We start from the raw sequence: 25830 nt of genomic DNA on the forward strand, positions 1-25830 counted from the left end.
ATCCTGTTTTCTGGCGTGCTCGAAAAATTATCTTGCCACCTTTCTCAAAAGGAAGGTGGAGACACAACTCTCTCGAACCCATCCCCCTAGAGGAAATACCCCATGACTGTTCGTTTCGCCCTCCTCGGTGCCGGCCGCATCGGCAAGGTCCATGCCCGCGCCGTCGGCTCCAACCCGCAGGCCAGACTGGTGGCCGTTGCCGACGCTTTTGAAAAGGCCGCGACCGAGTTGGCAACCGCCTATGGCGCCGAAGTGCGCACCATCGACGCGATCGAGAAGGCCAAGGACGTCGACGCCGTGGTCATCTGCACGCCGACCGACACCCATGCCGATCTGATCGAGCGTTTCGCCAAGGCCGGCAAGGCGATCTTCTGCGAGAAGCCGATCGACCTCGACGTCAAGCGTGTCGAGAAATGCCTGGCCGTGGTCGACAAGGCCAAGGCGACGCTGATGGTCGGTTTCAACCGCCGCTTCGATCCGCATTTCGCCGCCGTGCGCAAGGCGATCGACGACGGCGCGATCGGCAAGGTCGAGATGGTCACCATCACCTCGCGCGATCCCGGTGCGCCGCCGATCGACTATATCAAGCGCTCCGGCGGCATCTTTCGCGACATGACCATCCACGACTTCGACATGGCGCGCTTCCTGCTCGGCGAAGAGGTGGTCGCGGTCAGCGCCCATGCCTCGGTTCTGGTCGACAAGAAGATCGGTGAGGCCGGCGATTTCGATTCGGTCAGCGTCATCCTCGAAACCGCGTCCGGCAAGCAGGCCGTCATCTCCAATTCGCGCCGCGCCACCTATGGCTACGACCAGCGCATCGAGGTGCATGGCTCCAAGGGCATGGTCGCCGCCGAAAACCAGCGGCCTGTGTCGATCGAGGTCGCCAATGAGAAGGGCTATACGCGCCCGCCGCTGCACGACTTCTTCATGACCCGCTATCTCGACGCCTACTCCATCGAGATTGCCGCTTTCATCACTGCTGCAACCTCGGGCAAGAAGGCATCGCCGAGCGGCGCCGACGGCCTCGTGGCGCTGAAGCTGGCCGATGCCGCGCTGAAGTCGGCGACATCAGGCAAGACCGTCCGTCTCGACAAGTAAGAACCGGAACCAAGGCACAGGAGCAGAGCGATGAGCACATCCGCCGATCGCAATTCGAACACGCGCGCTATCGTCACCGGCGGCGCGCAAGGCATCGGCTTTGCCGTCGCCGAAGCGCTGGCCGACGAGGGCTGCAAGGCGCTGGCGCTCATCGGCCGTTCGCAGGAGAAGGGCGACAAGGCGGTCGCCCACTTCAACAACGCCGGCGTCGACGCGATCTTCATCAGCGCCGACGTTTCGAAGGTGGCCGACTGCAAGCGTGCCGTCGCCACCGCCGTCTCGCATTTCGGGACCATCAACGCGCTGGTCAACGCCGCAGCCACCTCCGCGCGCGGGTCGCTGGTCGAAACCTCCGAGGAGACCTTCGACCAGATTTTCCAGACCAACGTGCGCGGCCCGTTCTTCCTGATGCAGGGCGTGGTGGCCCATCTCCTGGACCAGAAGGCGCCGGGCTCGATCGTCAACGTGCTGTCTATGTCGGCGCATTGCGGCCAGTCCTTCCTGGCGCCCTATTCCTCGAGCAAGGGTGCGCTGGCGACGCTGACCAAGAACGTCGCCAACGCCTATCGTTTCAACCGCATCCGCTGCAACGCCGTGCTGCCGGGCTGGATGGACACCGAGGGCGAGGACATCGTGCAGAAGAAATGGCACGGTGCCTCCGACGACTGGCTGGCAAAGGCAGAGGCCGGCCAGCCCATGGGCCAACTGGTGAAGCCCGACCAACTGGCGCGGCTGATCAGCTACATGGCCAGCCCGCAATCCGGTGTCATGACCGGCTCGCTGGTTGACTACGACCAGAACGTCGCGGGGACCTCGCCGGAGTAGCCTCAAACCCTGTTGCAGCAACATCGCCATTCCCACATAGTCATGATAGTCAGGCTAGTCACGAGCATGCGATGCTAACGTCATCCAAAGACACCAACTGGACGGTTGCCGGGGCAAAAGCCCGGCTCTCCGAGGTCATCGAGCGCGCACAGTCCTCGCCGCAGACGATCACCAAGAACGGCAAACCAAGCGTGGTTGTCGTCTCGGCCGAGGAATGGCAGCGCAAGATCGCACGCAAGGGTACGCTTGCCGAGTTCCTGCTGGGCTCGCCGCTGCGCGGCGCCGATCTCGAGCTTGAACGTCAGCGCGACGAACCGCGTGACCTGCCGCTGTGAGACTGCTGCTCGACACGAATGTCCTGTCCGAGGTGACGAGGCCAGCGCCTGACGCAAGTGTCCTGGGCTGGCTGGACGAGCTTGATGAGGACCGCTCCTTCATCAGCGTAGTGTCGATCGCCGAGATCCGGCGCGGCGTCTCTCCGATGGATGAGGGCCGTAAACGCGAGGCGCTGGCCGAATGGCTCGCCCGGGACCTGCCCCAGCGCTTCGAACAGCGGGTTTTGCCGGTGGACGATGCAGTTGCCTTGGCCTGGGGCGACCTGATGGGTCTTGCCAAGCGCCGCGGTCGTGGTCTGTCGTCGATGGACGGCCTGATCGCAGCCACTGCGATTGCGCACGAGCTCACCTTGGCAACGTGCAATACGAAAGATTTCGAAGGCTTTGGGCTTGAACTCTTGGTAGTGTCTCAGTTTGAAATTTGAAATATGCGAAAGCGCCTATCCCGGTTTGCCCGCATAGGCGAAAGCGCCTATATGCTTAGCGGAAAGCATGGGAGGCCCAACGTGACTTTGTACAAATTCTTCCACAAGACTAGCAAGCGTGTCGCGCTCTCGACCGACGTTGACGGCGGAAACTTGCCCGGAACAGCTAAAGATTGGACGCGGCAGAGCACGGTTGAAATCAGTCGTGGCGGTCCTGAGCACGTAGGATTTCCCAACGACAAAATTCTCGATGCTATCGAAAAGGACGGCTACTTCGCCCCCTAAGAGGATCACTATGCCCACCGGACCTAAAGGCCAGAAGCGCCCCGCCGACGTAATCGGCAACGCCGTCCGCGTGATGCGCATTGCCATCGGCGATGAAGACGAGACCGTGATTGACGACGGGAAAGACCCTGCTGCAAAGGCGCTTGGTGCAAAGGGCGGCAGGAAGCGCGCCGCCAACATGACGCCAGAGCGGCGCGCCGAGATCGCTAGGAAGGCAGCTGAGAGCCGCTGGAAACGCTAGGTCGGTATCGCCCCTTGATAGATACGTTTTTTCAGGATCAGTTGCCTTTTGAAGCCTTCTGCTATTGCGAAAACCTCGAGGTTTAGATCCTTTTCAATTTTCAATGGGAATACTGGTATTAATATAATACCTGTTCCACTGTTGGGGATAATGGTCTCAGCTATTAATGCGGGATCGCGAGCAAGGGACACTTCTATGTTGATTTTTTCTGGGTTATTACCGGATAGAAATTCGATGTATAGGCCGAAACTAAGAGTTGCAGGGAGAGAGGCGACTATAATATCTCCGGCATAAACATTTACCAGAGTATGCTTGTTATTTGCGCCGAGCACAGCGTGCTCACAAAGGACAACGTTCCCTACCTTAAATTTAGCCATTTGAGACGCGCTTAACTTTAATCTCGGCAATTGAAGCAACTGCCGACGAAGCTGATGATTGCGCCTTCGCGTCGATGGAGATGATTTCTGTGGTTGGCGTAGAGGCCAAGTGATAGACGTTTGATTTCACTCGATTAGAATTAAAAACAACGTTATAATCCATTTCGGCTTCCGCAGCGTACAAGAGGTCACTTATGGTATCTAGCGTCCAATTAGAGGGGCCAGAAAGCCACTTGCTAATTTGTGACGGCTTTCTTCCGATGCGCTCCGCAATTTCTTTGCGGGTAAGGCCACGTTCCTTACCAGCCCTTTCAAGAGCCTTGATAACAATTTCATAGACGCGGTTTTTATTGCGCTCCGAAAAAAGCGCCGCATCGTAGACATAGGTCATGGTGCCACCTGGATTTTTCTCTTGGCGTTCGAAGTGATGTACCTTTCGTAGCGAAATTCTGGCGGGTCAGTGAAGGGCGACGGCAGCCCTGCATCCTCCCAATGTTCCTCGCAAACAAGTTTGTTGTGCTCGAACTGCGACGACCACATCCCGCCCAACTGGTCTCGCCTTTCAACATGCGTGCCGACAAAAACGTCCGGAAGGGCGAAGCGCCCGAACACTCGCAGCGAGGGGCGCGGCTTTCTGCTTCTCAATTCCCAATGTTCGTATTTAGGCGGCAAGAGTTGCTTAACCAGATCGTCGGTGACGTATCCGCCCTCTATAAAGAACGAGAAAGCAGCTTCGAGCTTAGCCCATCTTTGGCGCTCTTTTTCATCAGGGCTGGAGCGCCCGGCTTGGATCACGTCGTGGAGGGGTTTGCACATTAGAAACGCTCGGGGCTCCCCAGACCAACTTGCAATCGGTTTTGCCGGTATGAGTTTCCCGGCCAACTTAGCTGCTTTTATCGCCTCATCAATTAACATATAGTTTAATCGAAACCCGCCCGCAAGGAAATGATTTGGGCAAAACGTACTGGAGAAAGACCGCAAACGCGAATCCATTAAAACCAATGCTAATGCTTGACACTAAGCATAAAAGTTCACATATTAGAGGCATGAACAAGCTGCCTCTCAAAACCCGCGTCCAAATCCTCTCCATGCTTTGCGAGGGGTCGAGCATGCGGTCAATCTCCCGCGTTGCTGACGTGTCGATCAACACCGTTTCCAAGCTGCTTGTCGATGCCGGCAAGTTCTGCGCCGATCTCCATGACAGCGAAGTGCGCAACGTGGCTTCCAAGCGCGTTCAATGCGATGAGATCTGGTCGTTCGTCGGTGCGAAGGCCAAGAACGTTTCGACCATGAAGCAGCCGGTTGACGGCGCTGGCGACGTGTGGACGTGGACTGCCTTGGATAGCGACAGCAAGCTTATCATTTCCTGGCTGGTCGGCGGTCGCGATGGCGAATATGCGCTGGCCTTCATGGATGACGTGAAGGACCGTCTTGCCAACCGCGTCCAGCTTACGACGGACGGCCACCGCGCCTATCTCAATGCGGTCGAGGAAGCCTTTGGAGCGGATATCGACTATGCGATGCTCATCAAGCAGTACGGCGAGCCGGAAGGCAAGAAGACCTCGCCAGAGCGCCGCTACAGCCCCGCCGTTTGCACCGGCGCGACCAAGACGCGGATTGAAGGCAATCCCGATCCGATGCATGTCAGCACGTCGCATATCGAGCGCGCCAACCTCACCATGCGCATGGCAAACCGCCGCTTCACGCGCCTTACCAATGCGTTCTCCAAGAAGTTCGAAAACCATGTCCACATGGTCGCGATCTACACGGTTTGGTACAACTTCATTAAGATGCACAAGACGCTGAAAATGACGCCGGCAATGGCCGCTGGCGTGTCGAAAACACTCTGGTCAATGGATGATCTTTGCCGCATGATGGACGCAATTGCACCCAAACCGGGGCCTCGGGGGCCATACCGGAAGCAAACGCAATCACAAACGGACGATTGATTTTCAAACAAAATTTCCCTTGGAAACTCCAATGAATAAAATTTTTAACCTTTTTTATCACGTTATCTTGCAACCAAAAGGCACGTCAGCTATTTTCTGTAACGGAGATGCGGTCCAAAAAACCGCGCTCAATCCGGGGCCCACGCTTGAACAGCGTGGGCTTCTGCGTATTTAGATGATTTTTGCGTATCTCGATGAATTTGGTCATGTCGGTCCATTTTACGGATGCGACCATCCCAATTACAATACCAGTCCCGTTTTTGGGCTAGCTGGAATTTTGCTCCCAGAACAATCTGTTCGATCATTCGCAACATATTTCCTCAAACAGAAAGCTCACCTTTTGGGCGGCGATATCGCCGCGTCTGGGAAGCACGCTTACGAATGGGAAAAGAAGGGTACCAATCTCTTCACCGCCAGATCGATTGAAAAATATCCAGAAATTCGGAAAACAGCCTTTCGTATCATCAACCAGGTAAGGACCAATCAAGGCAAAATTTTTTATTATGGCCGCGAGAAAATTCGCGACCGGAACGATCTAAACGCGAACGGCCTCTACAAAACGATTCTGTCTCACGCCCTGAGGCAGATAGACTCTTACTGCGCGGCCTTAAAACAAAATTTTGTGGTCGTCGTTGATGAACATTCGGCCAGAAAAGAGCTTCTGGAAGCTGCGACAAAAACCATGTTTGGTTCTGACCCAACCCGTTGGCTTGCAAGTCCTCCCTTTCAGGTTGAAAGCTATCTCAATCAAAATATTCAGGCTGCCGATTGGATAGCAGCGATCACAGGTCGGTTGTGGAATTACCGGTTAGACCCTGCAGAGTTCAAAAAATATGAACCTTACGAGAGGTTCTTCTGGTCAAGACTTCACGCTGCGGCCACCCATAGCACCGTTATGGAGAGGCCCAAAACGGCTAAAATCACCAAGGCAATCGTGGTCTCTGAGATCATCAAAACTGTGACCGTTGAAACCAAAACAATTTCACTGATTACGCCGGACGGCGCGGACTGAATTTCAAACTGAGACACTACCGAACTCTTCGATCCCTGGACGGCATGAGCCGCTCCGCGTTATACGTGTTGGCGATTGGCGAAACCGCCGGCACTTCGTCATCCACGGGCGGAGCAAGGAGCGTAGCGACGCAGCGCAGACCCGAGGATCCATGCCGCGACTTCAGAGCGCTGCTACGGTCCAGAATTCTGCTCCGCCGCACTCCACGGCCCAGGTCACGGAATGGATCCCAGGGTCTCCGCGACGGAGCTTCGCTCCTGCTCCGCCCAGGGATGACGAAATCGCGAGGATTCGGCCCATCCCGAATTTTCTCCGCATACCCCACGTGACAAGCGCCTCGGCATCGACTATATGACGCCTGATGATCAACCTGACCGCCTCGTATTGGTACTTTAGCAGCTCGCTGGCGGCGGGAGGATTGCGCTCGATCTGAAGATTGCAGCAACAAGTCCGAACAGCCGCCAGACCTGGCGGCTTTTTTGTATCAGCCGGCAGGTCTCCTAAAAACAGGAGCAGAAAGCCGTGTTGACCACCACAGACGATCTTCGGGTCAAGGAAATCCGAGAATTGAGTACGCCGGACGAGGTGATGCGGGAGATCCCGCGCACGCTGACGGCAACGCGCACCGTGAGCGCATCACGCAACGCCACCCATGCCATCTTGAACGGCACCGACGACCGGCTGCTTGTCATCGTCGGCCCGTGTTCGATCCACGACCCGGTCGCGGCCGTTGACTATGCCAGCCGGCTAGTGGCGCTGCGCGAGACCCTGTCCGACCGGTTGGAGATCGTCATGCGGGTCTATTTCGAAAAGCCGCGCACGACCGTCGGCTGGAAGGGCCTTATCAACGATCCCGATCTCGACGGCAGCTTCAACATCGACAAGGGGCTGCGGATGGCGCGCAACGTGCTGTCGGCGGTCAACAATCTCGGCCTGCCCTCGGCCACCGAATTTCTCGACATGACGACGCCGCAATACATTGCCGATCTCGTCGCCTGGGGCGCCATCGGCGCGCGCACCACCGAGAGCCAGATCCACCGCGAACTGGCTTCCGGCCTGTCCTGCCCGGTCGGCTTCAAGAACGGCACCGACGGCAATCTCAGGATCGCCGCCGAGGCGGTGAAATCCGCCGCCCAGCCGCATCATTTCATGGCGGTGACCAAGGGCGGACGCAGCGGCATTGCGACTACTACCGGCAATGAGGACTGCCACGTCATCCTGCGCGGCGGCGTTCAGCCGAATTACGATGCGGCGAGCGTCGAGGCAGCCTCGGCCGAACTCGCCCGCATCGGCGTTGCACCCCGGCTGATGATCGACGTCAGCCACGCCAACTCGGCCAAGAAGCCGGAGAACCAGCCCAAGGTGGCGGCGGATGTCGCCGGTCAGGTCGCGGCGGGCGACGAACGCATCATCGGCCTCATGATCGAGAGCAATCTCGTTGCCGGCCGTCAGGATGTCGTGCCCGGCAAGCCGCTCGTCTATGGCCAGAGCATCACAGATGGCTGCATCGACTGGGCGACCACCGAGACGGTGCTGCACGGCCTCGCCGGCGCCGTAGAATGGCGCCGCTCAGCCCGCCGCGCCATGATGGAGAACCGGCCGGGCGCCGCCTGATACGAGGCGATGCGCGGGAAGGACGCTGCGGCTCCCCTTGCACCCCGGCCACCGGTCTGCTAGATACTGAACCATATGGTTCAGTATGCCGACTTGGACTCCTCGTTCGCCGCGCTCTCGGACGCCACCCGGCGTGGCGTTCTGGAGCAGCTCGGACGCGCAGATGCTTCGATCACCGAGCTTGCCGGAAAGTTCCACATGACCCTCACGGGCATGAAGAAGCACGTCGGCGTCCTGGAGCAGGCGGGGCTCGTCACCACGCAGAAGGTTGGCCGCGTGCGGACCTGCAAGCTCGGCCTGCGCGGACTGGAGGAAGAGGCGGCCTGGATCGAGCGGCACCGCCTGCTCTGGGACGCACGCTTCAACGAGTTGGACAAGGTTGTCGAGGAATTGAAACGGAAGGAGAAAGCCGATGCGCCAAAGAACCGAGAGTGAGCCCACGAACAACCGCACGACGGTCGAACGGAAGTCCGAGCGCGAGCTGGTCGTCACGCGAACAGTCAACGGTCCGGCGCGCATCGTGTTCGAGGCGTGGACCAAGCCCGAGCTGTTCAAGCAGTGGTGGGTGCCGAAGTCGATGGGCATGTTCCTGCGTTCCTGCGAGATGGATGCTCGTACAGGAGGCACGTACCGCCTGGTGTTCGGCCACGACGCCTCGGACCTTCACGAATTCTTCGGCAGGTATATCGAAGTGACACCGCACTCACGCCTCGTCTGGACCAATGAGGAAGGTGGTGACGGTGGACCCGTCACCACGCTGACCTTCGAGGAAAAGGGTGGCAAGACGCTGCTGGTCATGCACGAACTCTATCCCTCGAAGGAGGCTCTCGACGCGGCCGGTACCGGGGCGGCGGATGCGATGGGCGAGACGTTCGAGCAACTGGACGAGCTTCTCGTCGTCTTGGGCGCGAACGTGGGACGGTCATGACGTCGTCGATCTCGGGGACGCGGTTGCTGCCGCCCTCGACGACAAAGACCGGGATAGTGATCCGCAAGCGCAGCGCCGAGACGAAGAAACGCGGCGTCATCGCTTGATCGGGATCACGCCATCCTCAGCCCCTCCCAAGCCGTGAACACCGAGACCGCAAACAGCAGCAGTCCGGCCGCGCGGCCCGCAAAAGCGGTCGCCCGCGGGTTGGCCACCAGCAGATTGCGGCTGCGGCCGGCGGTGATGGCGAGCCCGCCATAGATCGCGGCCTGAGTCGCCACCGTCAGCAGGCCCATGACCGTCGCCTGCATCCAGATCGGGCCGTAATCCGGCTTCAGGAACTGCGGATAGACGGCAAATATGAAGAGATAGGCCTTCGGGTTGATCAGGCAGGTCACCAGTCCCTGGCGAAAGGCCTTCCAGGCCGTGCGGCTGCCGACGAGCCCGTCATGGCCGACGGTGATGGAACTGCGCATCAGCGAAATACCGATGAAGGCCATGTAGGCGGCGCCTGCTATCAGCAGCGGCTTGTACAGGATCGGTACGAAATGCATCAGCAGGCCGACGCCGATGGCGCCGTTCAGCGTGTGCACGATGCCGCCGACCATGATGCCGGCGGTGGCGGCGAGGCCCCGGTCGCGGCCGCCGGTGAGCGCATTGGCAAGCACGAACAGCATGTCCATCCCGGGTACGATGATGATGCCGGACAGCAGGATAAAGAACAGCCAGAGATTTTCCGCGTAGCTCATGTCAGTTGCCTGTCGCTTCCTGCTGGGGTGCCGTTGAGGAATTCGTTGATTTTCAACCCGATAGGCAGTCCAATAAATCACCCCAACTGACGGGGATGTGTCAGTAGCGTTCATCAGGGAGAGGAAATGCGCAAGGCGTCGCGGCTGTTCGAGATTATCCAGATCCTGCGGCTGGCGCGGCAGCCGGTGACGGCAGCCATGATCGCCGGGCAGCTGGAAGTCACGATGCGTTCGATCTATCGCGACATCGCCGCACTGCAGGCAATGCGCGTGCCGATCGAAGGCGGGCGCGGTATCGGCTACATATTGCGGCCCGGCTTCGACCTGCCGCCGCTGATGTTTTCGATCGAGGAGATGGAAGCGATCGTCCTGTCGCTCGCCCTGCTGGAGCGCACGGGAGACAGCGAACTCAAGCAGGCGGCCAAGCGCGTCAGCGCCAAGATCGCCAGCGCCGTGCCGCCGCCGTTGCGCCAGGCGTTCGACGCCAACGCGCTGCATGTCTGGGGGTTCGCAGCACCGGCAATCGGCACCATCGATCTGGCGCTTGTGCGCCGCGCCATCCGCGACGAGGAAAAGCTCGACCTGTCCTATCGCGACGAAATCGGCCGCGCCTCCGAGCGGCTGATCCGTCCGATCGCGCTGATCTACTATTCAGAAACCGCCAACATCGTCGCCTGGTGCGAATTGCGCCAGGCCATCCGCAATTTCCGCAGCGACCGCATCGCGGATTGCCGGGCGACCGGGCTGCGCTTCAAGGGCGAAGGCGATCGCCTGCGGCAGGTCTGGGTCAGTGGCTGGGAGGCGAACGCTGTCGCTGGCGGCTGAAGCGGATCTTACCGCACATCCACCCAGCGCTTTTCCTCGAACGACCTCGCCATCGCGTGCACGGTGCGCTCGATCTCCAGCCCTTCGGCAAATTCGATGACCCGTGCCGGCTTGCCGGCAAGCCGCGTCAGCAATTCGTGGCACTCGATGATCTTGAGGTCGTTGAAACCTAGCCCATGGCCCGGCGCCGGGAGGAAGGCGTCGTAAGGCTTGTGGTGCGGCGCCACCAATATGGTGCGGTAGCCCTGTTCGGTCGGGCGATCGGCGGTGACGTAGAGCTGGATTTCGTTCATCCGCTCCTGGTCGAACAGGATCGATCCCTTGGAGCCGAAAATCTGTATGGCGATGCGGCCCTTGCGGCCCCAGGCCGAGCGGTTGACCAGCAGCGTGCCGGCAATGCCGTTTTCCAGATGCATCAAAACGCTGGCGATGTCGTAGGTCTCCACCGCACGGCGGCCGCCGCTGGCCAGCTTGCGGTCGACATAGGGTTTGGCCATGTCGCAGATGACTTTTGCGACGCGGCCGAACAGCGTCGACACCAGCGACAGCGGATGCACGGCGAAATCGTCGAGCGCGCCATAGCCGGATGCGGCCTCATGCTTCCAGAAGAACAGCGCTTCCGGATCGGCCATGAAGTCCTCGTCCATCTCGATGCGCAGATGGTTGACCTCGCCGATGATCTTTTCCTCGAGCAGCGCGCCGATGTGGCGGATGGCCGGGCTCTGTATGTAGTTGTAGCCAAGCGCTGCGACCTTGCCGGACTTCTTCGCCGCGGCCGCCATCGCCGCTGCTTCGGCAAAGCTCGGCGCCATCGGCTTCTCGCACCACAGATGCTTGCCGGCTTCGAGAATAGCGATGGCCATCTCCGGATGGAACTGATTGGGCGTGGTCAGCGAGACGATATCGACCTCGGGGTCGTTGACGACGGCACGCCAGTCGCCCGACGCCTTGGCGAAGCCGAACTCACCGGCCTTGCGCTTGGCCAGCTCCTCGTTGACCTCGCCGAGATGGACCAGCTTCGGCTTGGCGACATCGGGAAAGACGGCACCGACGGCGCTCCACGCAATGGCGTGGCATTTGCCCATGAAACCCGTGCCGATAAGACCAACGCCGACCATTTCTTTCTCCCAATACCTGAAGCGATCGATGGATGAATTAGTCCATTTCTTCTCCGAATGGAATGTCTGCCTCATTTTTTATGGCCTTCTTGCGCAGGCTCGCTATGATGGGGCAGAGAGGACGTCACTTGAGTTAAAGAGAGCATGATGTCGTCCGAAAACCGCTGCACACTTTTCGGCATCATGCTCTAATGCATGTCGCCCAGAAGTGTGCCGCGGTTCTGGGACAACGGCATGCATCAAAACAAAGACTTAAAGCGCATCGCACGAATCCGTTTCACCGCGACGCGCTTTAAGTGAGCTTGGACGGGGCGACGATGGACGAACGGGTACCTCGCGACTTCGAGACGCTGCGCGCCACGATCCTCGATCGCCGTGAAACCTTGCCCAAGCGCATCGCCCAGATCGCCGCCTATGCGCTCGACAATCCCGATGACATCGCCTTCGGCACCGCCGCCAGCATCGCCGCTTCGGCGGGCGTGCAGCCGTCCACCTTGATCCGCTTTGCCCAGCAACTAGGCTTTGACGGCTTCACCAGCCTGCAGCAGGTGTTTCGCGAGCGGCTGCGCGAGCGCAATTCCTCTTATGACGAACGCCTGCAGGCGCTGCGCGCCAAGGCCGATGCGGGTGCTGGACACCGAGCCATCTTCGACGGCTTCGTCGCCGCCGCCAGCACTTCGCTCAACGATATTTCGCGAACGCTGGACGAGGCGCATCTGGAAGACGCGATCTCGCTGCTGGCCAAGGCCGAGACCATCTATGTCCTGGCCAAGCGCCGCTCCTACCCGGTGGCGAGCTACATTGCCTATGCCTTGGGCAAGCTGAAGATCCGCAACCAGCTGATCGAATCCGCCGCCGGCCTCAATGCCGAGATGGTCGCCTTCGCCACCCCGGCGGACGCCGTCATTGCCATCAGTTTCTCGCCCTATGCGCCGGCCACCATCGAGGAGGCCCGCACCATTTCCGAACAGGGCGTGCCGATCATCGCCATCACCGACAGTTCGTTTTCGCCACTAGCGCAGTTCGCCAAGGTCTGGTTCGAGGTTGCCGAGGCCGATTTTGCCGGCTTCCGCTCGCTGTCGGCCACCATGGCGCTGGCCATGGCGCTCACCGTCGGCGTCGGCGAGAAGCGGCGCAGCACGGGCAAGAAGCGCAAAGCCTAGGCCGGCGCCGGGCGCTCGAATTCCCGGAAGGAATGCTCATTCCATATTGACTATGGATTGGAATTATTATTTCATATTCCCGGCGCCACGCTGCCGCTCGCGCGTGTCCCCCAACTACGTTGCTCAAGACAACAAGACCGACGGGAGGTTCCAATGAGCGAAGCCGTGGACGCCAAACAGGCGACGCTCGATGTAATCACCATCGGTCGCGCTTCCGTCGACCTTTACGGCCAGCAGATCGGCTCGCGGCTGGAGGACATCACCTCCTTTGCCAAATCGGTCGGCGGCTGCCCGGCCAACATCTCGGTTGGCACGGCGAGACTAGGCCTGCGCTCGGCGCTGCTCACCCGTGTCGGCGACGAGCAGATGGGCCGCTTCATCCGCGAGCAGCTGCGGCGCGAAGGCGTCAATGTCGACGGGCTGAAGACCGACAAGGAACGGCTGACGGCTCTGGTGCTGCTTTCGGTCGAGAGCGAAGGGGTCTCGCCGATGATCTTTTATCGCAGCGACTGCGCCGACATGGCGCTCGCCGAAGAAGATATCGACGAGGCTTTCATTGCCTCGGCCCGTTCCATCGTCGTCACCGGCACGCATTTTTCCCGACCCAACAGCGACGCCGCCCAGCGCAAGGCGATCCGCATCATCAAGGCCAGGGGCGGCAAGGTGGTGTTCGACATCGACTACCGCCCCAACCTCTGGGGACTCGCAGGCCATGCCGAGGGTTTTGAGCGCTATGTCAAATCCGACCGCGTCTCGGCCCAGCTGAAGACGGTGCTGCCCGATTGCGACCTCATCGTCGGCACCGAGGAAGAGATCATGATCGCCTCGGGCGCCGACGATTGCCTGAGCGCGCTGAAGACGATCCGCGCGCTGTCCAAGGCAACCATCGTACTGAAGCGCGGCGCCATGGGCTGCATCGTCTATGACGGGCCGGTCAGCGACGATCTGGAAGACGGTATCGTCGGCAAGGGCTTTCCGATCGAGATCTATAATGTGCTGGGCGCCGGCGATGCCTTCATGTCCGGTTTCCTGCGCGGCTGGCTCGGTGGCGAAAACCTGGCAACGGCGGCGACCTGGGCCAATGCCTGCGGCGCTTTCGCCGTATCGCGGCTGCTCTGCGCGCCGGAATATCCGACCTTCGAGGAATTGCAGTTCTTCCTCAAGAACGGCAGCAAGCACTTAGCGTTGCGCAAGGACGAGGCGATCAACCACATCCATTGGGCGACGACCCGCCGCCGCGATATCCCCTCGATGATGGCGCTCGCCTGCGACCACCGTGTGCAGCTTGAGGACGTCGCGGCAAAGACCGGCGCCGATCCGGCGCGCATCCGCGACTTCAAGGTGCTGGCGGTCAAGGCTGCGGCGAAAGTCGCCGCCGGCCGCGACGGCTATGGCATGCTGATCGACGAGAAGCATGGCCGCGAAGCGATGTTCGAATTCGCCCGCCACCCCTTTGCCTGGCTCGGCCGTCCCGTCGAACTGCCGGGCTCGCGGCCGCTGCGCTTCGAGTTCTCGCAGGACATCGGCTCGCAACTGGTGGAATGGCCGGTCGACCACTGCATCAAATGCCTGTGCTTCTATCACCCCGACGATCCGGCAGCGCTCAAGGAAGAGCAGCAGCAGAAGCTGCGCTCGCTGTTCGAAGCCGCGCGGAAGGTCGGCCGGGAGCTTCTGGCCGAGATCATCGCCGGCAAGCACGGCAAGCTCGACGAAACGACCATCCCGCGCGCCCTGGAAGAACTCTATGCGCTTGGCATCAAGCCGGACTGGTGGAAGCTCGAGCCGCAGGCGTCGGCCGGCGCCTGGGCCAAGATCGAAGCGGTGATCCTGAAGCACGATCCCTGGTGTCGTGGCGTCGTGCTGCTGGGTCTCGAAGCGCCGCAGGACGAACTGGAAGCGGCCTTTGCCGCCACCGCCAAGGCGCCGATCGTCAAGGGCTTTGCCGTCGGCCGCACCATCTTCGTCCACGCCGCCGAACAATGGCTGGCAGGCAAGATGACGGATGACGAGGCTATCGCCGACATGGCCGCGCGCTTCGAACAGTTGACCGAAGCGTGGCTTGCCGCGCGTGGCCGTAAAGCAGCATAAAGGCGCGGCAAGAGGACTGCGGAGGAAAACACCATGAGCAAGACAATCCGCCTGACGATGGCGCAGGCGCTGACCCGCTTTCTGAGCAAGCAGATGACCGAGATCGACGGCAGACGAGTGCCCATCTTCGGCGGTGTGTGGGCGATCTTCGGTCACGGCAATGTCGCCGGCATCGGCGAGGCGCTGTACCAGCTGCGCGACGAATTGCCGACCTTCCGCGCCCACAATGAGCAGGCGATGGCGCATGCGGCGATCGCCTATGGCAAGGCCAATTTCCGCCGCCGCTTCATGGCCGCGACCTCTTCGATCGGCCCCGGTGCGCTCAACATGGTGACGGCGGCGGCGCTCGCCCACGTAAACAGGTTGCCCGTCCTGTTTTTGCCGGGCGATGTCTTCGCCAACCGCATCCCCGATCCGGTGCTGCAGCAGGCCGAGGACTTTTCCGACGGCACCGCGACGGTCAATGACTGCTTCCGTCCGGTGTCGCGCTATTTCGACCGCATCACCCGTCCCGAGCAGATCATCCCGGCATTGGCGCGGACCATGCAGGTGCTGACCGATCCGGCGGAATGCGGCCCGGTGACGCTGTCGCTCTGCCAGGACGTGCAGGCCGAGGCCTATGACTATCCCGAGAGCTTTTTCGCCGAGCGCGTCTGGCACCAGCGCCGGCCGCGTCCGGACCGGCATGAATTGGCGGCGGCGGTCACCGCGCTGAAGGGTGCGAAAAAACCGCTGATCATCGCCGGCGGCGGCGTGCTGTATGCGCAGGCTTCGGACGAACTGGCGAAATTCGCCGAGAGCGCCGGCATTCCGGTCTGCGAGACGCAAGGCGGCAAGTCCTCGCTGCCCGACACACATCCGCTCAACATGGCGGCGGTCGGCGTCACCGGCACGTCCGCGGCCAACCGGCTGGCGGAAGAAGCCGATGTCGTGCTCGCCATCGGCACCCGCCTGCAGGATTTCACCACCGGCTCGTGGGCGCTGTTCAAGAACTCCGGCAAGACCATCATCGGGCTCAACGTGCAGCCTTTCGACGCCGGCAAGCACCGCGCGCTGCCGCTGGTCGCCGATGCGGCCGAAGGGCTCGCCGAACTCGGTGCTGCGCTGGGGAACTGGAAAGCACCGGCGACATGGACCGACAATGCGACCCAAGGCAAGAAGGCTTGGCAGGCCGAAGCCTCCAAGGTGACGGCGTCGACCAACGCCGCCTTCCCGTCGGACGCGCAGGTGATCGGCGCCGTGCAGCGCGCGCTGGGGTCCGGCGTGACCTTGCTGAACGCGTCGGGCGGCCTGCCGGGCGAGTTGCACAAGCTCTGGCAGGCAGGCGCGCCCGGCTCGTACCATGGCGAATATGGCTTCTCGACCATGGGCTACGAGATTGCCGGCGGGCTCGGCGCCAAGATGGCCAAGCCCGACCAGGAGGTCGTCGTCATGGTCGGGGACGGCTCCTACCTCATGATGAATTCCGAAATCGCCACGTCGGTGATGCTTGGCCTGAAGCTGACCATCGTGGTGCTCGACAACAGGGGTTATGGCTGCATCAACCGGCTGCAGATGGCCACCGGCGGCGCCAACTTCAACAACCTCCTGAAGGACGCGCGCCACGAGATCCTGCCCGACATCGACTTCGCCGCGCATGCGGCGAGCATGGGCGCTATTGCCGAGAAGGTGCCGTCGATCACCGGCCTGGAGACCGCGCTGCAAAAGTCGAAAACCAACGACCGCACCACCGTGTTGGTCATCGACACCGACCCGCTGATTTCCACCGATGCCGGCGGCCATTGGTGGGATGTCGCGGTGCCGGAAGTCTCCGCACGGCCGCAGGTCAACGCAGCGCGCAAAGCCTATGACGAAAAGCGGCAGATGCAGACAATCGGCGATTGATGCTAAGTCAGCGCTGCCCCCTACCTCCCCCTTGTGAGGAGGTCGGACCGCAGGTCCGGGTGGGGGTCTGGCGCCGCACCCCCCACCCCGCTGCTTCGCAGCGACCCTCCCCACAAGGGGGAGGGTGAACAAGAGACCGGAGCTAAAACTTGAAAGCCAAACTGGGCATGTCCCCCATTGCGTGGTGGAACGACGATCTTGCCGAACTCAGCGACGACGTCTCGCTGGAAGAGTGCCTGCGCCAGTCGCGCTCGGCCGGCTTCACCGGCATGGAAATGGGCCGCCGCTTTCCCAATGACCCCGAAATCATGCTGCCTATCCTGAAAAAGGCCGACGTGACGCTGTGCGGCGGCTGGTTCTCCGGCACGCTGGTCGATGAGGACATGGGCAAGAACAAGGATCGCATCCAGCCGATGATCGACCTGTTCAAGGCGGTTAATGCGCCTTGCATCGTCTATGGCGAGGTCGGCCGCTCGATCCAGGGCGATCGCTCCAGGCCTCTCGCCACCAAGCCGAAATTGTCGAATGACGAGATGAGGGCCTATGCCAGGCGCCTCACCGAGTTCGGCGAATGGTGCGCAGAGCAAGGCATGCCGCTGTCCTATCACCATCACATGGCGGCGGTGGTCGAGACCGAGCCGGAGCTCGATGCCTTCATGCGCCATTCCGGCGAAGGCATTCCGTTGCTGCTCGATGCAGGGCATCTCGCCTTTGCCGGTGGCGACGTGCTGCGCGCCATCGACAACCACCACAAGCGCATCAGCCATGTCCATGTGAAGGATGTGCGCATGGGCGTGATCGACGGGCTCGACCGCACAAAGCAGTCCTTTCTCGACGCCGTGGCGCTCGGTGCCTTCACGGTGCCTGGCGACGGTTCGCTCGATTTCGGCGCCATCGTGCAGCGCTTCGCCGACCATGGCTATGAAGGCTGGTTCGTCGTCGAGGCCGAGCAGGACCCGAAAAAGAACCCGCCGCTGAAGATGGCCCAAGTGGGTTACAAGGAACTGATGCGGGTGATGACGGCGGCCGGCTACACGGTCGAGACGCAAGGCTTTCCCAATGCGTAAGCCGGTCCGATGAAGGATTACGAGCACCCGTTCTTCCGGCCGCTGTGGCGGCGCGTTGCCGTCGTCGCCGTCTGCGTGATCTGGGCCGGAATAGAATTCGCCTCCGGCACCCCGTTCTGGGGCATCATTGCGCTCGGCTTTGCCGCCTACGCCGTCTGGCAGTTCTTCTATCTTTACAAGCCGGTGGAGGAGAGCAAGGCTGCGCCTGATCGACCGAAGACCGGCGAAGCGAAGGCGGACGCCGAACCGAAGGAATGAAGCGGCCGTGGCTCGGAAGGGCTTGCGGGTCGGACACTGGACACCTGGCGTATCGCCTACGTCGGTGATTGGCCGGAACGGAGCTTCGCTCCTGCTTCGCCCTAGGATGACGAAGTTGAGAGGCCGACCTCGAAGACTTGCGATAGGAGAGACAAAACATGTCGAAACTGCTCGTCAAAGCCGACAAGGGCCATGGCCGCGTCGCCTATGTCACGCCCAACAGCGCCGGATGGACCTATGTCGGCTTCGACCTGCACCGCCTGAAGCCGGGCGAGACCGCATCCGGCAAGACGCAGGATCGCGAAGTCTGCCTGGTGTTCGTCACCGGCAAGGGCACGGCAAGGGCCGGCGGCCAGGAACTCGGCCTGCTCGGCGAGCGCATGTCGCCCTTCGAGGGCAAGCCGTGGTCGGTCTATATTCCGGAGGGTTCGGACTGGTCGGTCACCGCCGACACCGATCTCGAACTCGCGGTCTGCTCGGCGCCGGGCCTGGGCGGCGGCTTGCCCGTTCGCGTCATCGCACCCGACGACCTCGGCCAGGAGACTCGGGGCAAAGGCACCAACACGCGCTACGTCACCAACATATTGCCCGAGGGCAAGCCCGCCGACTCGCTGCTGGTGGTCGAGGTCATCACGCCCGGTGGCCACACATCGAGCTACCCGCCGCACAAGCACGATCAGGACAACCTGCCGGCCGAATCCTATCTTGAGGAAACCTACTACCACCGCCTCAACCCGCCGCAGGGTTTTGCCTTCCAGCGCGTCTACACCGACGCCGACAAGACCGGCGCCCGCGAGCTGGACGAAGCCATGGCGATCGAGGACGGCGATGTTGTGCTGGTGCCCAAGGGCTATCACCCCTGCGCCGCCTGCCACGGCTACGACCTCTATTACCTTAACGTCATGGCCGGGCCGAAGCGGACGTGGAAGTTCCACAACGCGCCCGAGCACGAATGGCTCATGAAGGCCTGATCGGCCTTCGCTTGCGCCAGAAGCTGTTGGTCCAGCAGCGAAAAATCGTCGGCTAACGATCCACGGGGTCGATTTGCCTTCGAAAACCCGCATAAGCTTCGTCAATCCGTCATGGAAATCACCTATGGCAGCGGGCTGACGAGGATTTTTTTCGATGCGCTACGCCATCTATTTCACCCCGAGGCAGGACGAACCGCTGGCGCGGCTCGCCGCCAACTGGCTGGGCCGCGACCCCTTTGGCGCCGCCACCAGGCCGGTCGAGGCGGTGGGCGAGCTGTCGGCGGCCGAAGTCGCCTTTCACACCGCATCGGCGCGGCGCTACGGTTTCCATGCGACGCTGAAAGCGCCCTTCCGGTTGGCCGCCAACGAAACCGAAAGCTCGCTGCGCGCGGCGCTGGACGCCTTTGCCGAAGCAACGCCGACGGTCACCATCCCGCGCCTGGTCGTCAGCCAGATCGATGGTTTCTTCGCTTTGGTGCCGGAAGGCCCGCTGCCGCCGCTCAACCGTTTCGCCGACGATGTCGTGCTTAGCTTCGACCGTTTTCGCGCGCCGCTCACCGAGGCCGAGATCGAGCGGCGCAGCCCGGATTCGCTGAAGCCAGCCGAGTTCCGCAATCTCTGCCAGTGGGGCTATCCCTATGTGTTTGAGACCTTTCGTTTCCACATGACGCTGTCCGGCCGGGCCGGGCCGCAGGAAAGCCAACGTCTGCGCGCAGCGATCGACAGCCTCTTTGCGCAGGTGCTGCGGCAACCGGTGCTGGTGGATGCGCTGACGCTGTTCGTCGAGACCGAACCGGGCGCTCCGTTCATGGTGCTTTCGCATCATGCGCTCGGCCGCCGGGCTGCCCGAAAAACTGCCTGACCACAATTCGTCCGAGTAAGCAAGGACTGCCTGAAATGACCGCCGAAACCGTTCTCCACAACGCCCGCATCGTGCTTGCCGACGAGATCGTCGAAGGGTCGCTCGTGCTGCGCGACGGTTTTATCTCCGGCATCGACGCCGGCACCGGCCAAATCGGCGGGAGCATGGGCGGCGAGGACATGGGCGGCGACTACATCATTCCCGGCCTGGTCGAGCTGCACACTGACCATCTCGAAGGCCACTATGCGCCGCGCCCGAAAGTGCGCTGGAACCCGATCGCCGCCGTCCTTGCCCATGACGCGCAGGTGGCCACCGCCGGCATCACCACCGTCCTCGACGCGTTGCGTGTCGGCATGGACGAGGACGCGGATATTACCTCCGACGACATCCGCAAGCTCGCCGGCGCGATCGAGGACAGCGTCGCGAAAGACCGGTTGCGGGCCGACCATTTCCTGCACCTGCGCTGCGAGGTCTCGGCGCCGGATTGCTTGCGGGCTTTCGCCAATTTCGATGGCGACGAGCGGGTCAAGCTGGCCTCGCTGATGGACCATGCGCCGGGACAGCGTCAGTTCGTCAATCTCGAGACCTACGCCCATTACTATCAGCGCAAGCTGAAATTGACCGATCGCGACTTCCAATTGTTCTGCGAAAAGCGGATGTCGGAATCGGCGAAGAATTCGGGACCGAACCGGGTGGCGATATCAGCCGCCTGCAACGAGCGGGGCATCGTGCTGGCGAGCCATGACGACGCCACATCAGGCCATGTCGACGAGGCGATCGAACAAGGCGTGCGCGTCGCGGAATTCCCGACCACGCTGGAAGCCGCCAAGGCCTCGAAGGATGCCGGGCTCGGCGTGCTGATGGGCGCGCCCAACGTCATGCGCGGCTCCTCGCATTCGGGCAACGTCTCGGCCCGCACGCTGGCCGGCGACGGCCTGCTCGACATATTGTCGTCCGACTACATTCCCTTCAGCCTGATCCAGTCGGCCTTCTTCCTCGGCGACGTCGTCGAGGGCATTTCCCTGCCGCAGGCGGTTGCGATGGTGTCGAAGAATCCGGCCGAGGCGATCGGCCTAAACGACCGCGGCGTCATCGAACAGGGCCGCCGCGCCGACCTCGTGCGGGTGCGCCTCGACGATCATGTGCCGGTCGTGCGCACCGTCTGGCGCCAAGGGCGGCGGGTCGCCTGATGGTCTCGGCGTCGATCGAGCGCGAACTCAGCAGCGAGGCCTTTCCGGTCCGCAACGGCGTCTTCGTCGCCGTCGTCGGCCCGAGTGGCGCCGGCAAGGATACGGTAATCGGTTATGCCCGCACCTTGTTTGCCGACGAGACGAGGCTGGAGTTCGTCCGCCGGGTCATCACCAGGCCGAGCGACGCCGCAAGCGAGGATCACGACACGCTGGCCGACGCGGCCTTTGTCGAAGCCGAGGCCGACGGCGCCTTCGCCATTTCCTGGGAGGCGCACGGGCTGCGCTACGGCATTCCGGCCGATGTCGACTGGTCCATCGCCAATGGCCATGTCGCGGTCGCCAATGTCTCGCGCGCAGTCATCCCGGTGCTGCGGGAGCGCTATGCCAATCTGGCTGTCGTCGAGATCACCGCCTCGCCGGAAATCCTCGCCGAGCGTCTCGCCCAGCGCGGCCGCGAATCGCGCGGCGAAGTGCTGGCTCGGCTCGCCCGCAGCGCCAATATCGCTTTGTCCGGCTCCGGCGTCACCTCGATCGACAATGGCGGCCGGCGCGAAGCCGCCGGAGAACGCTTCGCCGAGGTGCTGCGCAAGGCGATGGCCTTCTCGGATATATCCGGCGTGATGTAGCGCTACTCCGCCGCGACAGTCTTCCGGCTGGCATCGAGCATCAGCCGCCTTGCGCGGAACACGCCCCATTGCTGGTCGACCAGCACGCCGATCAGGATCACGCCGCCCATCACCGCGAAGTTGAGCGAGGACGGGATGCCGAGCAGATTGACCAGGTTCTGCAACTCTTGCAGCAGCACGGTGCCCAGGATGACGCCAACCAGCGAGCCTTCGCCGCCGCGCAGCGAGAAGCCGCCGAGCACGGCGGCGGCAATGGCGTAGAGTTCGTAGAACTGGCCGTGGCTGGCCGGCGAGATCGAGCGCGTGTACATCGCGAAATAGATCGCCGACAGCGCCGTCAGAACGCCGCAGATGACATAGGCGGCCATCACGACGCGGCCGGTGCGGATGCCCGAATATTTAGCCGCCTCTTCGTTCTTGCCGATGGCATAGAGGTAGCGTCCGAACACCGAGCGGTGCAGCACCACCCACATGACGATCGAAATGACGATCAGTGCGATGAAACTGTTGGGCACGCCATAGCTGCGGCCCGCAGTGAGGAATTCGAGCTCGGGAAAATTCTGGCCGAAGGCGAAGCCGGCGGTGCCGTCGGCGGTATAGAAACGGGCGACCCCGCGATAGATCAAAAGGCCGCACAGCGTCACCACGAAGGGCTGCAATTTCAGCCTTGTGATCAGCCAGCCATGCGCCAGCCCGATGATGCCGCCCAGCACCAGGATCAGCGGCAGCGCCACCGGCCATGGCATGTCGCGCACGGCGATGAAATCGATGAACAGCGTGCCGAGCAGCGCCACCAGCGATCCCACCGACAATTCGATGCCGCCGGTAATGATGACGAAGGCCTGGCCGATGGCGAGGATCCCGAACAGGCCGATCAGGTTCGAGGTGTTGGCGAGGTTGATCGGCAAAAGAAAGCGCGGGTTGATGGCGGTCACCACGGCGCCGACCACCAGGATCAGGATCAGCAGGCCGAGATCTTTTTTGCTCATCGTCTTCTCCCCAATGCGCCGGACCGGCAATCGCCTCAAGCCCGCTAGTTTGCCGGCTTGCCGACCGCCAGCAACAGCACGTTTTCCTGGCTGAATTGTTCCTTGTCGAGAATGCCCGAGATCTGGCCCTCATGCATGACGGCGATGCGGTCGGACACGCCGATCACCTCTTCCATGTCGCTGGAGATCATCAGCACGGCGACGCCGGCATCGGCCAAGGCTCGCATCAGCCCGTAAATCTCGGCCTTGGCGCCGATATCGATGCCGCGCGTCGGCTCATCGAGGATCATCACCTTCGGGTTCATCGCCAGCCATTTGCCCAGCACCACCTTCTGCTGGTTGCCGCCCGACAGCGTGCCGGTTCGCGTCTGCACCGACGGCGCCTTGATGCCGAGATTGCTCTTCTGCTTCTCGGCGGTGGCGGTCTCGGCGCTTGCCGACACCAGTCGACGCTTCGCATGCGCCGGCAGGTTGGGCAGCGAGATGTTCTGCGCGATCGACAGGTCAAGCAAAATGCCGGTCAGCTTGCGGTCTTCCGGAACCAGAAAAATGCCATGCGCGACCGCATCGGCCGCCGAACCCAGCACAAGCGGCTTGCCGTCGAGTTCGAGCCCACCGCCAAGCGTGCTGTCTATGCCGAAGAACACCCGCGCCAGTTCGGTGCGGCCGGAGCCGACAAGGCCGGCGAGGCCGAGGATTTCACCGCGCCTGATGTCGAGGTCGACCGGCCGGGCAGGGTAGGCGGGGGTGCGGATGGCTTTGGCCGAGAGCGCAGTGGCGCCCGGCGCCCGAGCCGCCTCGGAGGCCTTCTCGCGCTCCTTCAGCATGCGGCCGATCATCAGCTTGACCATCTGGTCGTGGTTGATGGCGCTCTTCGGCAAGGTGCCAGCCAGCATGCCGTCGCGCAGCACCACGACGCGGTCGGCGACGCGCTCGACCTCATGCAGCCGGTGCGAAATGAAGATGACGCTGATGCCATCGGCCTTCAGCGCCTTGATGACGTCGAGCAGCTTGTCGGTTTCGGCGAGCGGCAGGCTCGACGTCGGCTCGTCGAGGATCACCAGCCGCGCCTTGATCGACAGTGCCTTGGCGATCTCGACCATCTGCTGCTGCGCCAGCGACAGCGAGGCAACCGGCGTATCGGCGGAGAAATTGGCGCCGACGCGCTTCAGCAGTGGCGCCACCATTTCGCGCAGCTTGGCGCGGTCGACCAATCTCAGCGGCCCGCCGCGCAACGGCTCGCGGCCGAAGAAGATATTGGCGGCAACATCGAGGTTTTCGAAGAGATTGAGCTCCTGGTGGACGAAGGCGATGCCCGACCCCAGGCTGCCTTCGACGGTGAGCCCGTCATGCGCAACGCCGTCGACGGTGATGGCGCCGCTGTCCGGCCTGGTGACGCCGCCGAGGATCTTCATCAAGGTCGATTTGCCGGCGCCGTTTTCGCCGACCAGGCCGATCACCTCGCCCGGCCTGACTTCCATGGAAAAGCCGTCCAGCGCCACCACGCCCGGATAGGTCTTGCGCACGTTCTCGAGGCCGAGGAACGGGGTGGTTGCGACGATAGATGGGTCGGAATAATTCATCACGCCATATTTGATCAGGCTTGCCAGCAGCCGGTGGGCTACAGACTGACGGGCCTTGGCCGACCCGTCAACACGATCGCCGGCTCAAGGCGAACCCTGAGCCGGCGCAACTGCTCGTGGTCTCAGTTTCCGGACATCGCCTTCAGATTGGCGGCATAGGTGTCGACATCGTCCTTACCGATGATCTTGGTCGGGATGATGATCAGGCCGCCTTCCGGAATGCCTGATTTGTCGCCCTTGAGATAGGCGGCCATCAGCTTCATGCCCTGATAGGCCCATTCGAAGGGCTGCTGCACGACGGTGGCCGCCACGGTGCCTTCCTTGACGCCGCCCAGCGTGATCGGATCGTCATCGAAGCCGACGACGGTGATCGAGCCGAGCTTGCCGGCGTCGCGCAGCGCTTCATAGATGCGCGGCGTGTTGTAGGAATAGAAGCCGACCATGCAGGTGATGTCGGGGCTGGCGACCAGCGCGTCCTCGACATTCTTCTTGGCGCGCGCCTGGTCGATGTCGTCGCCGCGCACGTCCACCAGTTCGATCTTGCTGCCGGCGAGGCCGTCCTTCATGCCCTGGATGCGTTCCTTGGCATTGTCGGCGCCGAGCAGGCCGACGAAGCCGAGGCACTTGCCGCCGTCCGGCATCGCCTTCTTGGCGATCTCGGCCGCCTGCTTGCCGGCGTCGACATTGGACGAGCCGATATAGGCGACGCGCTTGGTCTGCGGGGCATCGGAGTCGGTGGTGAACAGCGCCGTTTCCGACGCGATCTTGTTCAGACCGTCGGTCGAGGTCTTGGGGTCGACGGCCGAGACCATGATGCCCTTGACGCCGGCGGTCACCAGATCGTCCATCAGCCGCTGCTGGATGGCGACCGAGGACTGCTCGGGATATTTGAGTTCGAGATTGTAGTCGGGCAATTCGGCCTGCGCCTTCTTGACGCCGGCTTCGGCGGCCTTCCAGAAATCGGAAGCGCCGTTGACGACGAAGGCCAGCGTCGGTTTGTCGTCGGCGCGCGCAATGGCTGTCGCGGTCAGGCCAAGCAGCAGGGCTGCGGTGGCCACGGATGCATGTCGTATCAAGGATTTCATGTTCAACCTCCCGTTTTGGCTCAGTCGTCGGACTGAACCGATCTTGCATTCACTGACTTGCCGCTCGCGATTTGGACGCCCTCCTCCTCAGGGGTTCCCGGCGCTGAAGAATGGCGTCGTCGGTCGCGATCACGGACTTTAGAGACTCATCCCGTGCTCGTAAATAGTCTGATTTGTCTGACATATCACATGTCCGAGACCAGGCTTGCGGAGGCAAACCCCGCTCGCCATCGGGCCATTCACGTGCACTTCTCGCCGCACGGGGTCCCACCTGACCGGACAC

29 protein-coding genes are annotated in these 25830 nt (G+C 62.0%); 21 read left to right on the top strand and 8 right to left on the bottom strand.

The annotated features are described in order from the left end of the window. Positions 1-102: 102 nt before the first annotated feature. The 6 genes from iolG (at position 103) to NKI88_RS18295 (ending at position 3209) form a co-directional block, all read left to right on the top strand. Complete coding sequence (gene iolG, locus NKI88_RS18270; RefSeq protein ID WP_352656464.1) at positions 103-1098, top strand: inositol 2-dehydrogenase; 996 nt, start codon at positions 103-105, stop codon at positions 1096-1098. Between the two features lie 30 nt (positions 1099-1128). Further along, entirely contained in the window at positions 1129-1923 is a 795-nt protein-coding gene (locus NKI88_RS18275) for an SDR family oxidoreductase (RefSeq protein WP_023710444.1), read from the top strand. Between the two features lie 71 nt (positions 1924-1994). Continuing rightward, positions 1995-2258: a type II toxin-antitoxin system Phd/YefM family antitoxin gene (locus NKI88_RS18280; protein ID WP_023732719.1), complete on the top strand. Its 264-nt coding sequence runs from the start codon at positions 1995-1997 to the stop codon at positions 2256-2258. After that, a complete protein-coding gene (locus NKI88_RS18285; protein ID WP_352656466.1) occupies positions 2255-2683 on the top strand; it encodes a type II toxin-antitoxin system VapC family toxin in 429 nt (142 codons plus the stop codon). Before NKI88_RS18280 ends, NKI88_RS18285 begins: the two co-directional genes overlap by 4 nt. Positions 2684-2764: 81 nt before the next feature. After that, positions 2765-2968: a hypothetical protein gene (locus tag NKI88_RS18290; RefSeq protein ID WP_352656468.1), complete on the top strand. Its 204-nt coding sequence runs from the start codon at positions 2765-2767 to the stop codon at positions 2966-2968. Positions 2969-2978: 10 nt separating this feature from the next. Further along, positions 2979-3209, top strand: coding sequence for an RNA-binding protein (locus tag NKI88_RS18295; protein ID WP_352656470.1), 231 nt, complete (start codon positions 2979-2981; stop codon positions 3207-3209). Here the strand turns inward: NKI88_RS18295 and NKI88_RS18300 are convergent. The 3 genes from NKI88_RS18300 to NKI88_RS18310 are packed head-to-tail and all read right to left on the bottom strand — an operon-like array spanning position 3206 to position 4402. After that, complete coding sequence (locus tag NKI88_RS18300) at positions 3206-3586, bottom strand: hypothetical protein (RefSeq protein WP_352656472.1); 381 nt, start codon at positions 3584-3586, stop codon at positions 3206-3208. The two genes, NKI88_RS18295 and NKI88_RS18300, sit on opposite strands and share 4 nt — an antisense overlap. Then, positions 3579-3977 carry a helix-turn-helix domain-containing protein gene (locus NKI88_RS18305; RefSeq protein ID WP_352656474.1) on the bottom strand — a complete coding sequence of 133 codons (399 nt, stop codon included), beginning with the start codon at positions 3975-3977 and terminating at the stop codon, positions 3579-3581. Before NKI88_RS18305 ends, NKI88_RS18300 begins: the two co-directional genes overlap by 8 nt. Next, complete coding sequence (locus tag NKI88_RS18310) at positions 3974-4402, bottom strand: hypothetical protein (RefSeq protein ID WP_352656476.1); 429 nt, start codon at positions 4400-4402, stop codon at positions 3974-3976. Before NKI88_RS18310 ends, NKI88_RS18305 begins: the two co-directional genes overlap by 4 nt. A 230-nt stretch (positions 4403-4632) precedes the next feature. Here NKI88_RS18310 and NKI88_RS18315 point away from each other — a divergent pair, with 230 nt between their 5' ends. From NKI88_RS18315 to NKI88_RS18335, 5 genes are all read left to right on the top strand, one after another. Continuing rightward, positions 4633-5535 carry an IS1 family transposase gene (locus tag NKI88_RS18315; protein ID WP_352656478.1) on the top strand — a complete coding sequence of 301 codons (903 nt, stop codon included), beginning with the start codon at positions 4633-4635 and terminating at the stop codon, positions 5533-5535. Positions 5536-5710: 175 nt separating this feature from the next. Continuing rightward, positions 5711-6547, top strand: coding sequence for a DUF3800 domain-containing protein (locus NKI88_RS18320; RefSeq protein ID WP_352656480.1), 837 nt, complete (start codon positions 5711-5713; stop codon positions 6545-6547). 522 nt (positions 6548-7069) lie between these two features. Next, on the top strand, positions 7070-8161 hold the full coding sequence (locus NKI88_RS18325; RefSeq protein ID WP_023732717.1) for a 3-deoxy-7-phosphoheptulonate synthase: 1092 nt from the start codon (positions 7070-7072) through the stop codon (positions 8159-8161). A 75-nt stretch (positions 8162-8236) separates the two neighbouring features. Further along, positions 8237-8596, top strand: coding sequence for an ArsR/SmtB family transcription factor (locus tag NKI88_RS18330; protein WP_023687408.1), 360 nt, complete (start codon positions 8237-8239; stop codon positions 8594-8596). Further along, positions 8574-9089, top strand: coding sequence for an SRPBCC domain-containing protein (locus tag NKI88_RS18335; RefSeq protein WP_023732716.1), 516 nt, complete (start codon positions 8574-8576; stop codon positions 9087-9089). The genes NKI88_RS18330 and NKI88_RS18335 overlap by 23 nt, the downstream gene beginning before the upstream one ends. A 113-nt stretch (positions 9090-9202) precedes the next feature. On the opposite strand, the gene NKI88_RS18340 is transcribed toward NKI88_RS18335, so the two are convergent. Continuing rightward, complete coding sequence (locus NKI88_RS18340) at positions 9203-9838, bottom strand: LysE family translocator (protein WP_023732715.1); 636 nt, start codon at positions 9836-9838, stop codon at positions 9203-9205. Between the two features lie 126 nt (positions 9839-9964). Here NKI88_RS18340 and NKI88_RS18345 point away from each other — a divergent pair, with 126 nt between their 5' ends. Continuing rightward, positions 9965-10663, top strand: coding sequence for a helix-turn-helix transcriptional regulator (locus tag NKI88_RS18345; protein ID WP_023672341.1), 699 nt, complete (start codon positions 9965-9967; stop codon positions 10661-10663). A gap of 8 nt (positions 10664-10671) precedes the next feature. Here NKI88_RS18345 and NKI88_RS18350 read toward each other — a convergent pair whose 3' ends face one another. Beyond that, complete coding sequence (locus NKI88_RS18350; protein ID WP_023748282.1) at positions 10672-11781, bottom strand: Gfo/Idh/MocA family protein; 1110 nt, start codon at positions 11779-11781, stop codon at positions 10672-10674. 317 nt (positions 11782-12098) lie between these two features. On the opposite strand from NKI88_RS18350, the gene NKI88_RS18355 reads away from it, so the two are divergent. The 9 genes from NKI88_RS18355 to phnN all read left to right on the top strand — a co-directional run bounded on the left by NKI88_RS18355 (position 12099) and on the right by phnN (position 21890). After that, entirely contained in the window at positions 12099-12944 is an 846-nt protein-coding gene (locus tag NKI88_RS18355) for a MurR/RpiR family transcriptional regulator (protein ID WP_023823976.1), read from the top strand. Positions 12945-13097: 153 nt separating this feature from the next. Next, a complete protein-coding gene (locus NKI88_RS18360) occupies positions 13098-15032 on the top strand; it encodes a bifunctional 5-dehydro-2-deoxygluconokinase/5-dehydro-2-deoxyphosphogluconate aldolase (protein ID WP_352656484.1) in 1935 nt (644 codons plus the stop codon). A gap of 33 nt (positions 15033-15065) precedes the next feature. Then, complete coding sequence (iolD, locus tag NKI88_RS18365) at positions 15066-16916, top strand: 3D-(3,5/4)-trihydroxycyclohexane-1,2-dione acylhydrolase (decyclizing) (protein WP_286455401.1); 1851 nt, start codon at positions 15066-15068, stop codon at positions 16914-16916. A gap of 149 nt (positions 16917-17065) precedes the next feature. Further along, positions 17066-17983 carry a myo-inosose-2 dehydratase gene (gene iolE / locus NKI88_RS18370; protein ID WP_027049098.1) on the top strand — a complete coding sequence of 306 codons (918 nt, stop codon included), beginning with the start codon at positions 17066-17068 and terminating at the stop codon, positions 17981-17983. Between the two features lie 9 nt (positions 17984-17992). After that, a complete protein-coding gene (locus NKI88_RS18375) occupies positions 17993-18241 on the top strand; it encodes a hypothetical protein (RefSeq protein ID WP_023672345.1) in 249 nt (82 codons plus the stop codon). Positions 18242-18399: 158 nt separating this feature from the next. Beyond that, entirely contained in the window at positions 18400-19212 is an 813-nt protein-coding gene (iolB, locus tag NKI88_RS18380; RefSeq protein WP_023684054.1) for a 5-deoxy-glucuronate isomerase, read from the top strand. 154 nt (positions 19213-19366) lie between these two features. Next, positions 19367-20074 (top strand): DUF1045 domain-containing protein, encoded by a 708-nt coding sequence (locus tag NKI88_RS18385; protein ID WP_023684053.1) that lies wholly within the window; start codon positions 19367-19369, stop codon positions 20072-20074. 35 nt (positions 20075-20109) lie between these two features. Beyond that, positions 20110-21264 carry an alpha-D-ribose 1-methylphosphonate 5-triphosphate diphosphatase gene (locus tag NKI88_RS18390; protein ID WP_352543872.1) on the top strand — a complete coding sequence of 385 codons (1155 nt, stop codon included), beginning with the start codon at positions 20110-20112 and terminating at the stop codon, positions 21262-21264. Continuing rightward, on the top strand, positions 21261-21890 hold the full coding sequence (gene phnN, locus NKI88_RS18395) for a phosphonate metabolism protein/1,5-bisphosphokinase (PRPP-forming) PhnN (protein ID WP_023684051.1): 630 nt from the start codon (positions 21261-21263) through the stop codon (positions 21888-21890). The genes NKI88_RS18390 and phnN overlap by 4 nt, the downstream gene beginning before the upstream one ends. 2 nt (positions 21891-21892) lie before the next feature. On the opposite strand, the gene NKI88_RS18400 is transcribed toward phnN, so the two are convergent. The 3 genes from NKI88_RS18400 to NKI88_RS18410 all read right to left on the bottom strand — a co-directional run bounded on the left by NKI88_RS18400 (position 21893) and on the right by NKI88_RS18410 (position 25547). Continuing rightward, positions 21893-22879, bottom strand: coding sequence for an ABC transporter permease (locus tag NKI88_RS18400; RefSeq protein WP_023684050.1), 987 nt, complete (start codon positions 22877-22879; stop codon positions 21893-21895). Between the two features lie 44 nt (positions 22880-22923). Beyond that, positions 22924-24462, bottom strand: a complete 1539-nt coding sequence (locus tag NKI88_RS18405) for a sugar ABC transporter ATP-binding protein (protein ID WP_023672351.1) — start codon at positions 24460-24462, stop codon at positions 22924-22926. A 122-nt stretch (positions 24463-24584) separates the two neighbouring features. Continuing rightward, the gene (locus NKI88_RS18410) at positions 24585-25547 is read right to left on the bottom strand and encodes a sugar-binding protein (RefSeq protein ID WP_023672352.1); all 963 of its coding nucleotides are present in this window, start codon (positions 25545-25547) and stop codon (positions 24585-24587) included. Between the last annotated feature and the right edge of the window lie 283 nt (positions 25548-25830).

The organism is Mesorhizobium sp. M0317 (genome assembly GCF_040321555.1).
Taxonomy (GTDB): Bacteria; Pseudomonadota; Alphaproteobacteria; order Rhizobiales; family Rhizobiaceae; genus Mesorhizobium.

Excerpts from the sequence above, each read along its gene's own strand:
- iolG (WP_352656464.1), top strand. The coding sequence starts at position 103 with ATGACTGTTCGTTTCGCCCTCCTCGGTGCCGGCCGCATCGGCAAGGTC.
- NKI88_RS18275 (WP_023710444.1), top strand. The coding sequence starts at position 1,129 with ATGAGCACATCCGCCGATCGCAATTCGAACACGCGCGCTATCGTCACC.
- NKI88_RS18280 (WP_023732719.1), top strand. The coding sequence starts at position 1,995 with ATGCTAACGTCATCCAAAGACACCAACTGGACGGTTGCCGGGGCAAAA.
- NKI88_RS18295 (WP_352656470.1), top strand. The coding sequence starts at position 2,979 with ATGCCCACCGGACCTAAAGGCCAGAAGCGCCCCGCCGACGTAATCGGC.
- NKI88_RS18300 (WP_352656472.1), bottom strand. The coding sequence starts at position 3,586 with ATGGCTAAATTTAAGGTAGGGAACGTTGTCCTTTGTGAGCACGCTGTG.
- NKI88_RS18305 (WP_352656474.1), bottom strand. The coding sequence starts at position 3,977 with ATGACCTATGTCTACGATGCGGCGCTTTTTTCGGAGCGCAATAAAAAC.
- NKI88_RS18310 (WP_352656476.1), bottom strand. The coding sequence starts at position 4,402 with ATGTGCAAACCCCTCCACGACGTGATCCAAGCCGGGCGCTCCAGCCCT.
- NKI88_RS18315 (WP_352656478.1), top strand. The coding sequence starts at position 4,633 with ATGAACAAGCTGCCTCTCAAAACCCGCGTCCAAATCCTCTCCATGCTT.
- NKI88_RS18320 (WP_352656480.1), top strand. The coding sequence starts at position 5,711 with ATGATTTTTGCGTATCTCGATGAATTTGGTCATGTCGGTCCATTTTAC.
- NKI88_RS18330 (WP_023687408.1), top strand. The coding sequence starts at position 8,237 with ATGGTTCAGTATGCCGACTTGGACTCCTCGTTCGCCGCGCTCTCGGAC.
- NKI88_RS18335 (WP_023732716.1), top strand. The coding sequence starts at position 8,574 with ATGCGCCAAAGAACCGAGAGTGAGCCCACGAACAACCGCACGACGGTC.
- NKI88_RS18340 (WP_023732715.1), bottom strand. The coding sequence starts at position 9,838 with ATGAGCTACGCGGAAAATCTCTGGCTGTTCTTTATCCTGCTGTCCGGC.
- NKI88_RS18345 (WP_023672341.1), top strand. The coding sequence starts at position 9,965 with ATGCGCAAGGCGTCGCGGCTGTTCGAGATTATCCAGATCCTGCGGCTG.
- NKI88_RS18350 (WP_023748282.1), bottom strand. The coding sequence starts at position 11,781 with ATGGTCGGCGTTGGTCTTATCGGCACGGGTTTCATGGGCAAATGCCAC.
- NKI88_RS18355 (WP_023823976.1), top strand. The coding sequence starts at position 12,099 with ATGGACGAACGGGTACCTCGCGACTTCGAGACGCTGCGCGCCACGATC.
- NKI88_RS18360 (WP_352656484.1), top strand. The coding sequence starts at position 13,098 with ATGAGCGAAGCCGTGGACGCCAAACAGGCGACGCTCGATGTAATCACC.
- iolD (WP_286455401.1), top strand. The coding sequence starts at position 15,066 with ATGAGCAAGACAATCCGCCTGACGATGGCGCAGGCGCTGACCCGCTTT.
- NKI88_RS18375 (WP_023672345.1), top strand. The coding sequence starts at position 17,993 with ATGAAGGATTACGAGCACCCGTTCTTCCGGCCGCTGTGGCGGCGCGTT.
- iolB (WP_023684054.1), top strand. The coding sequence starts at position 18,400 with ATGTCGAAACTGCTCGTCAAAGCCGACAAGGGCCATGGCCGCGTCGCC.
- NKI88_RS18385 (WP_023684053.1), top strand. The coding sequence starts at position 19,367 with ATGCGCTACGCCATCTATTTCACCCCGAGGCAGGACGAACCGCTGGCG.
- NKI88_RS18390 (WP_352543872.1), top strand. The coding sequence starts at position 20,110 with ATGACCGCCGAAACCGTTCTCCACAACGCCCGCATCGTGCTTGCCGAC.
- NKI88_RS18400 (WP_023684050.1), bottom strand. The coding sequence starts at position 22,879 with ATGAGCAAAAAAGATCTCGGCCTGCTGATCCTGATCCTGGTGGTCGGC.
- NKI88_RS18405 (WP_023672351.1), bottom strand. The coding sequence starts at position 24,462 with ATGAATTATTCCGACCCATCTATCGTCGCAACCACCCCGTTCCTCGGC.
- NKI88_RS18410 (WP_023672352.1), bottom strand. The coding sequence starts at position 25,547 with ATGAAATCCTTGATACGACATGCATCCGTGGCCACCGCAGCCCTGCTG.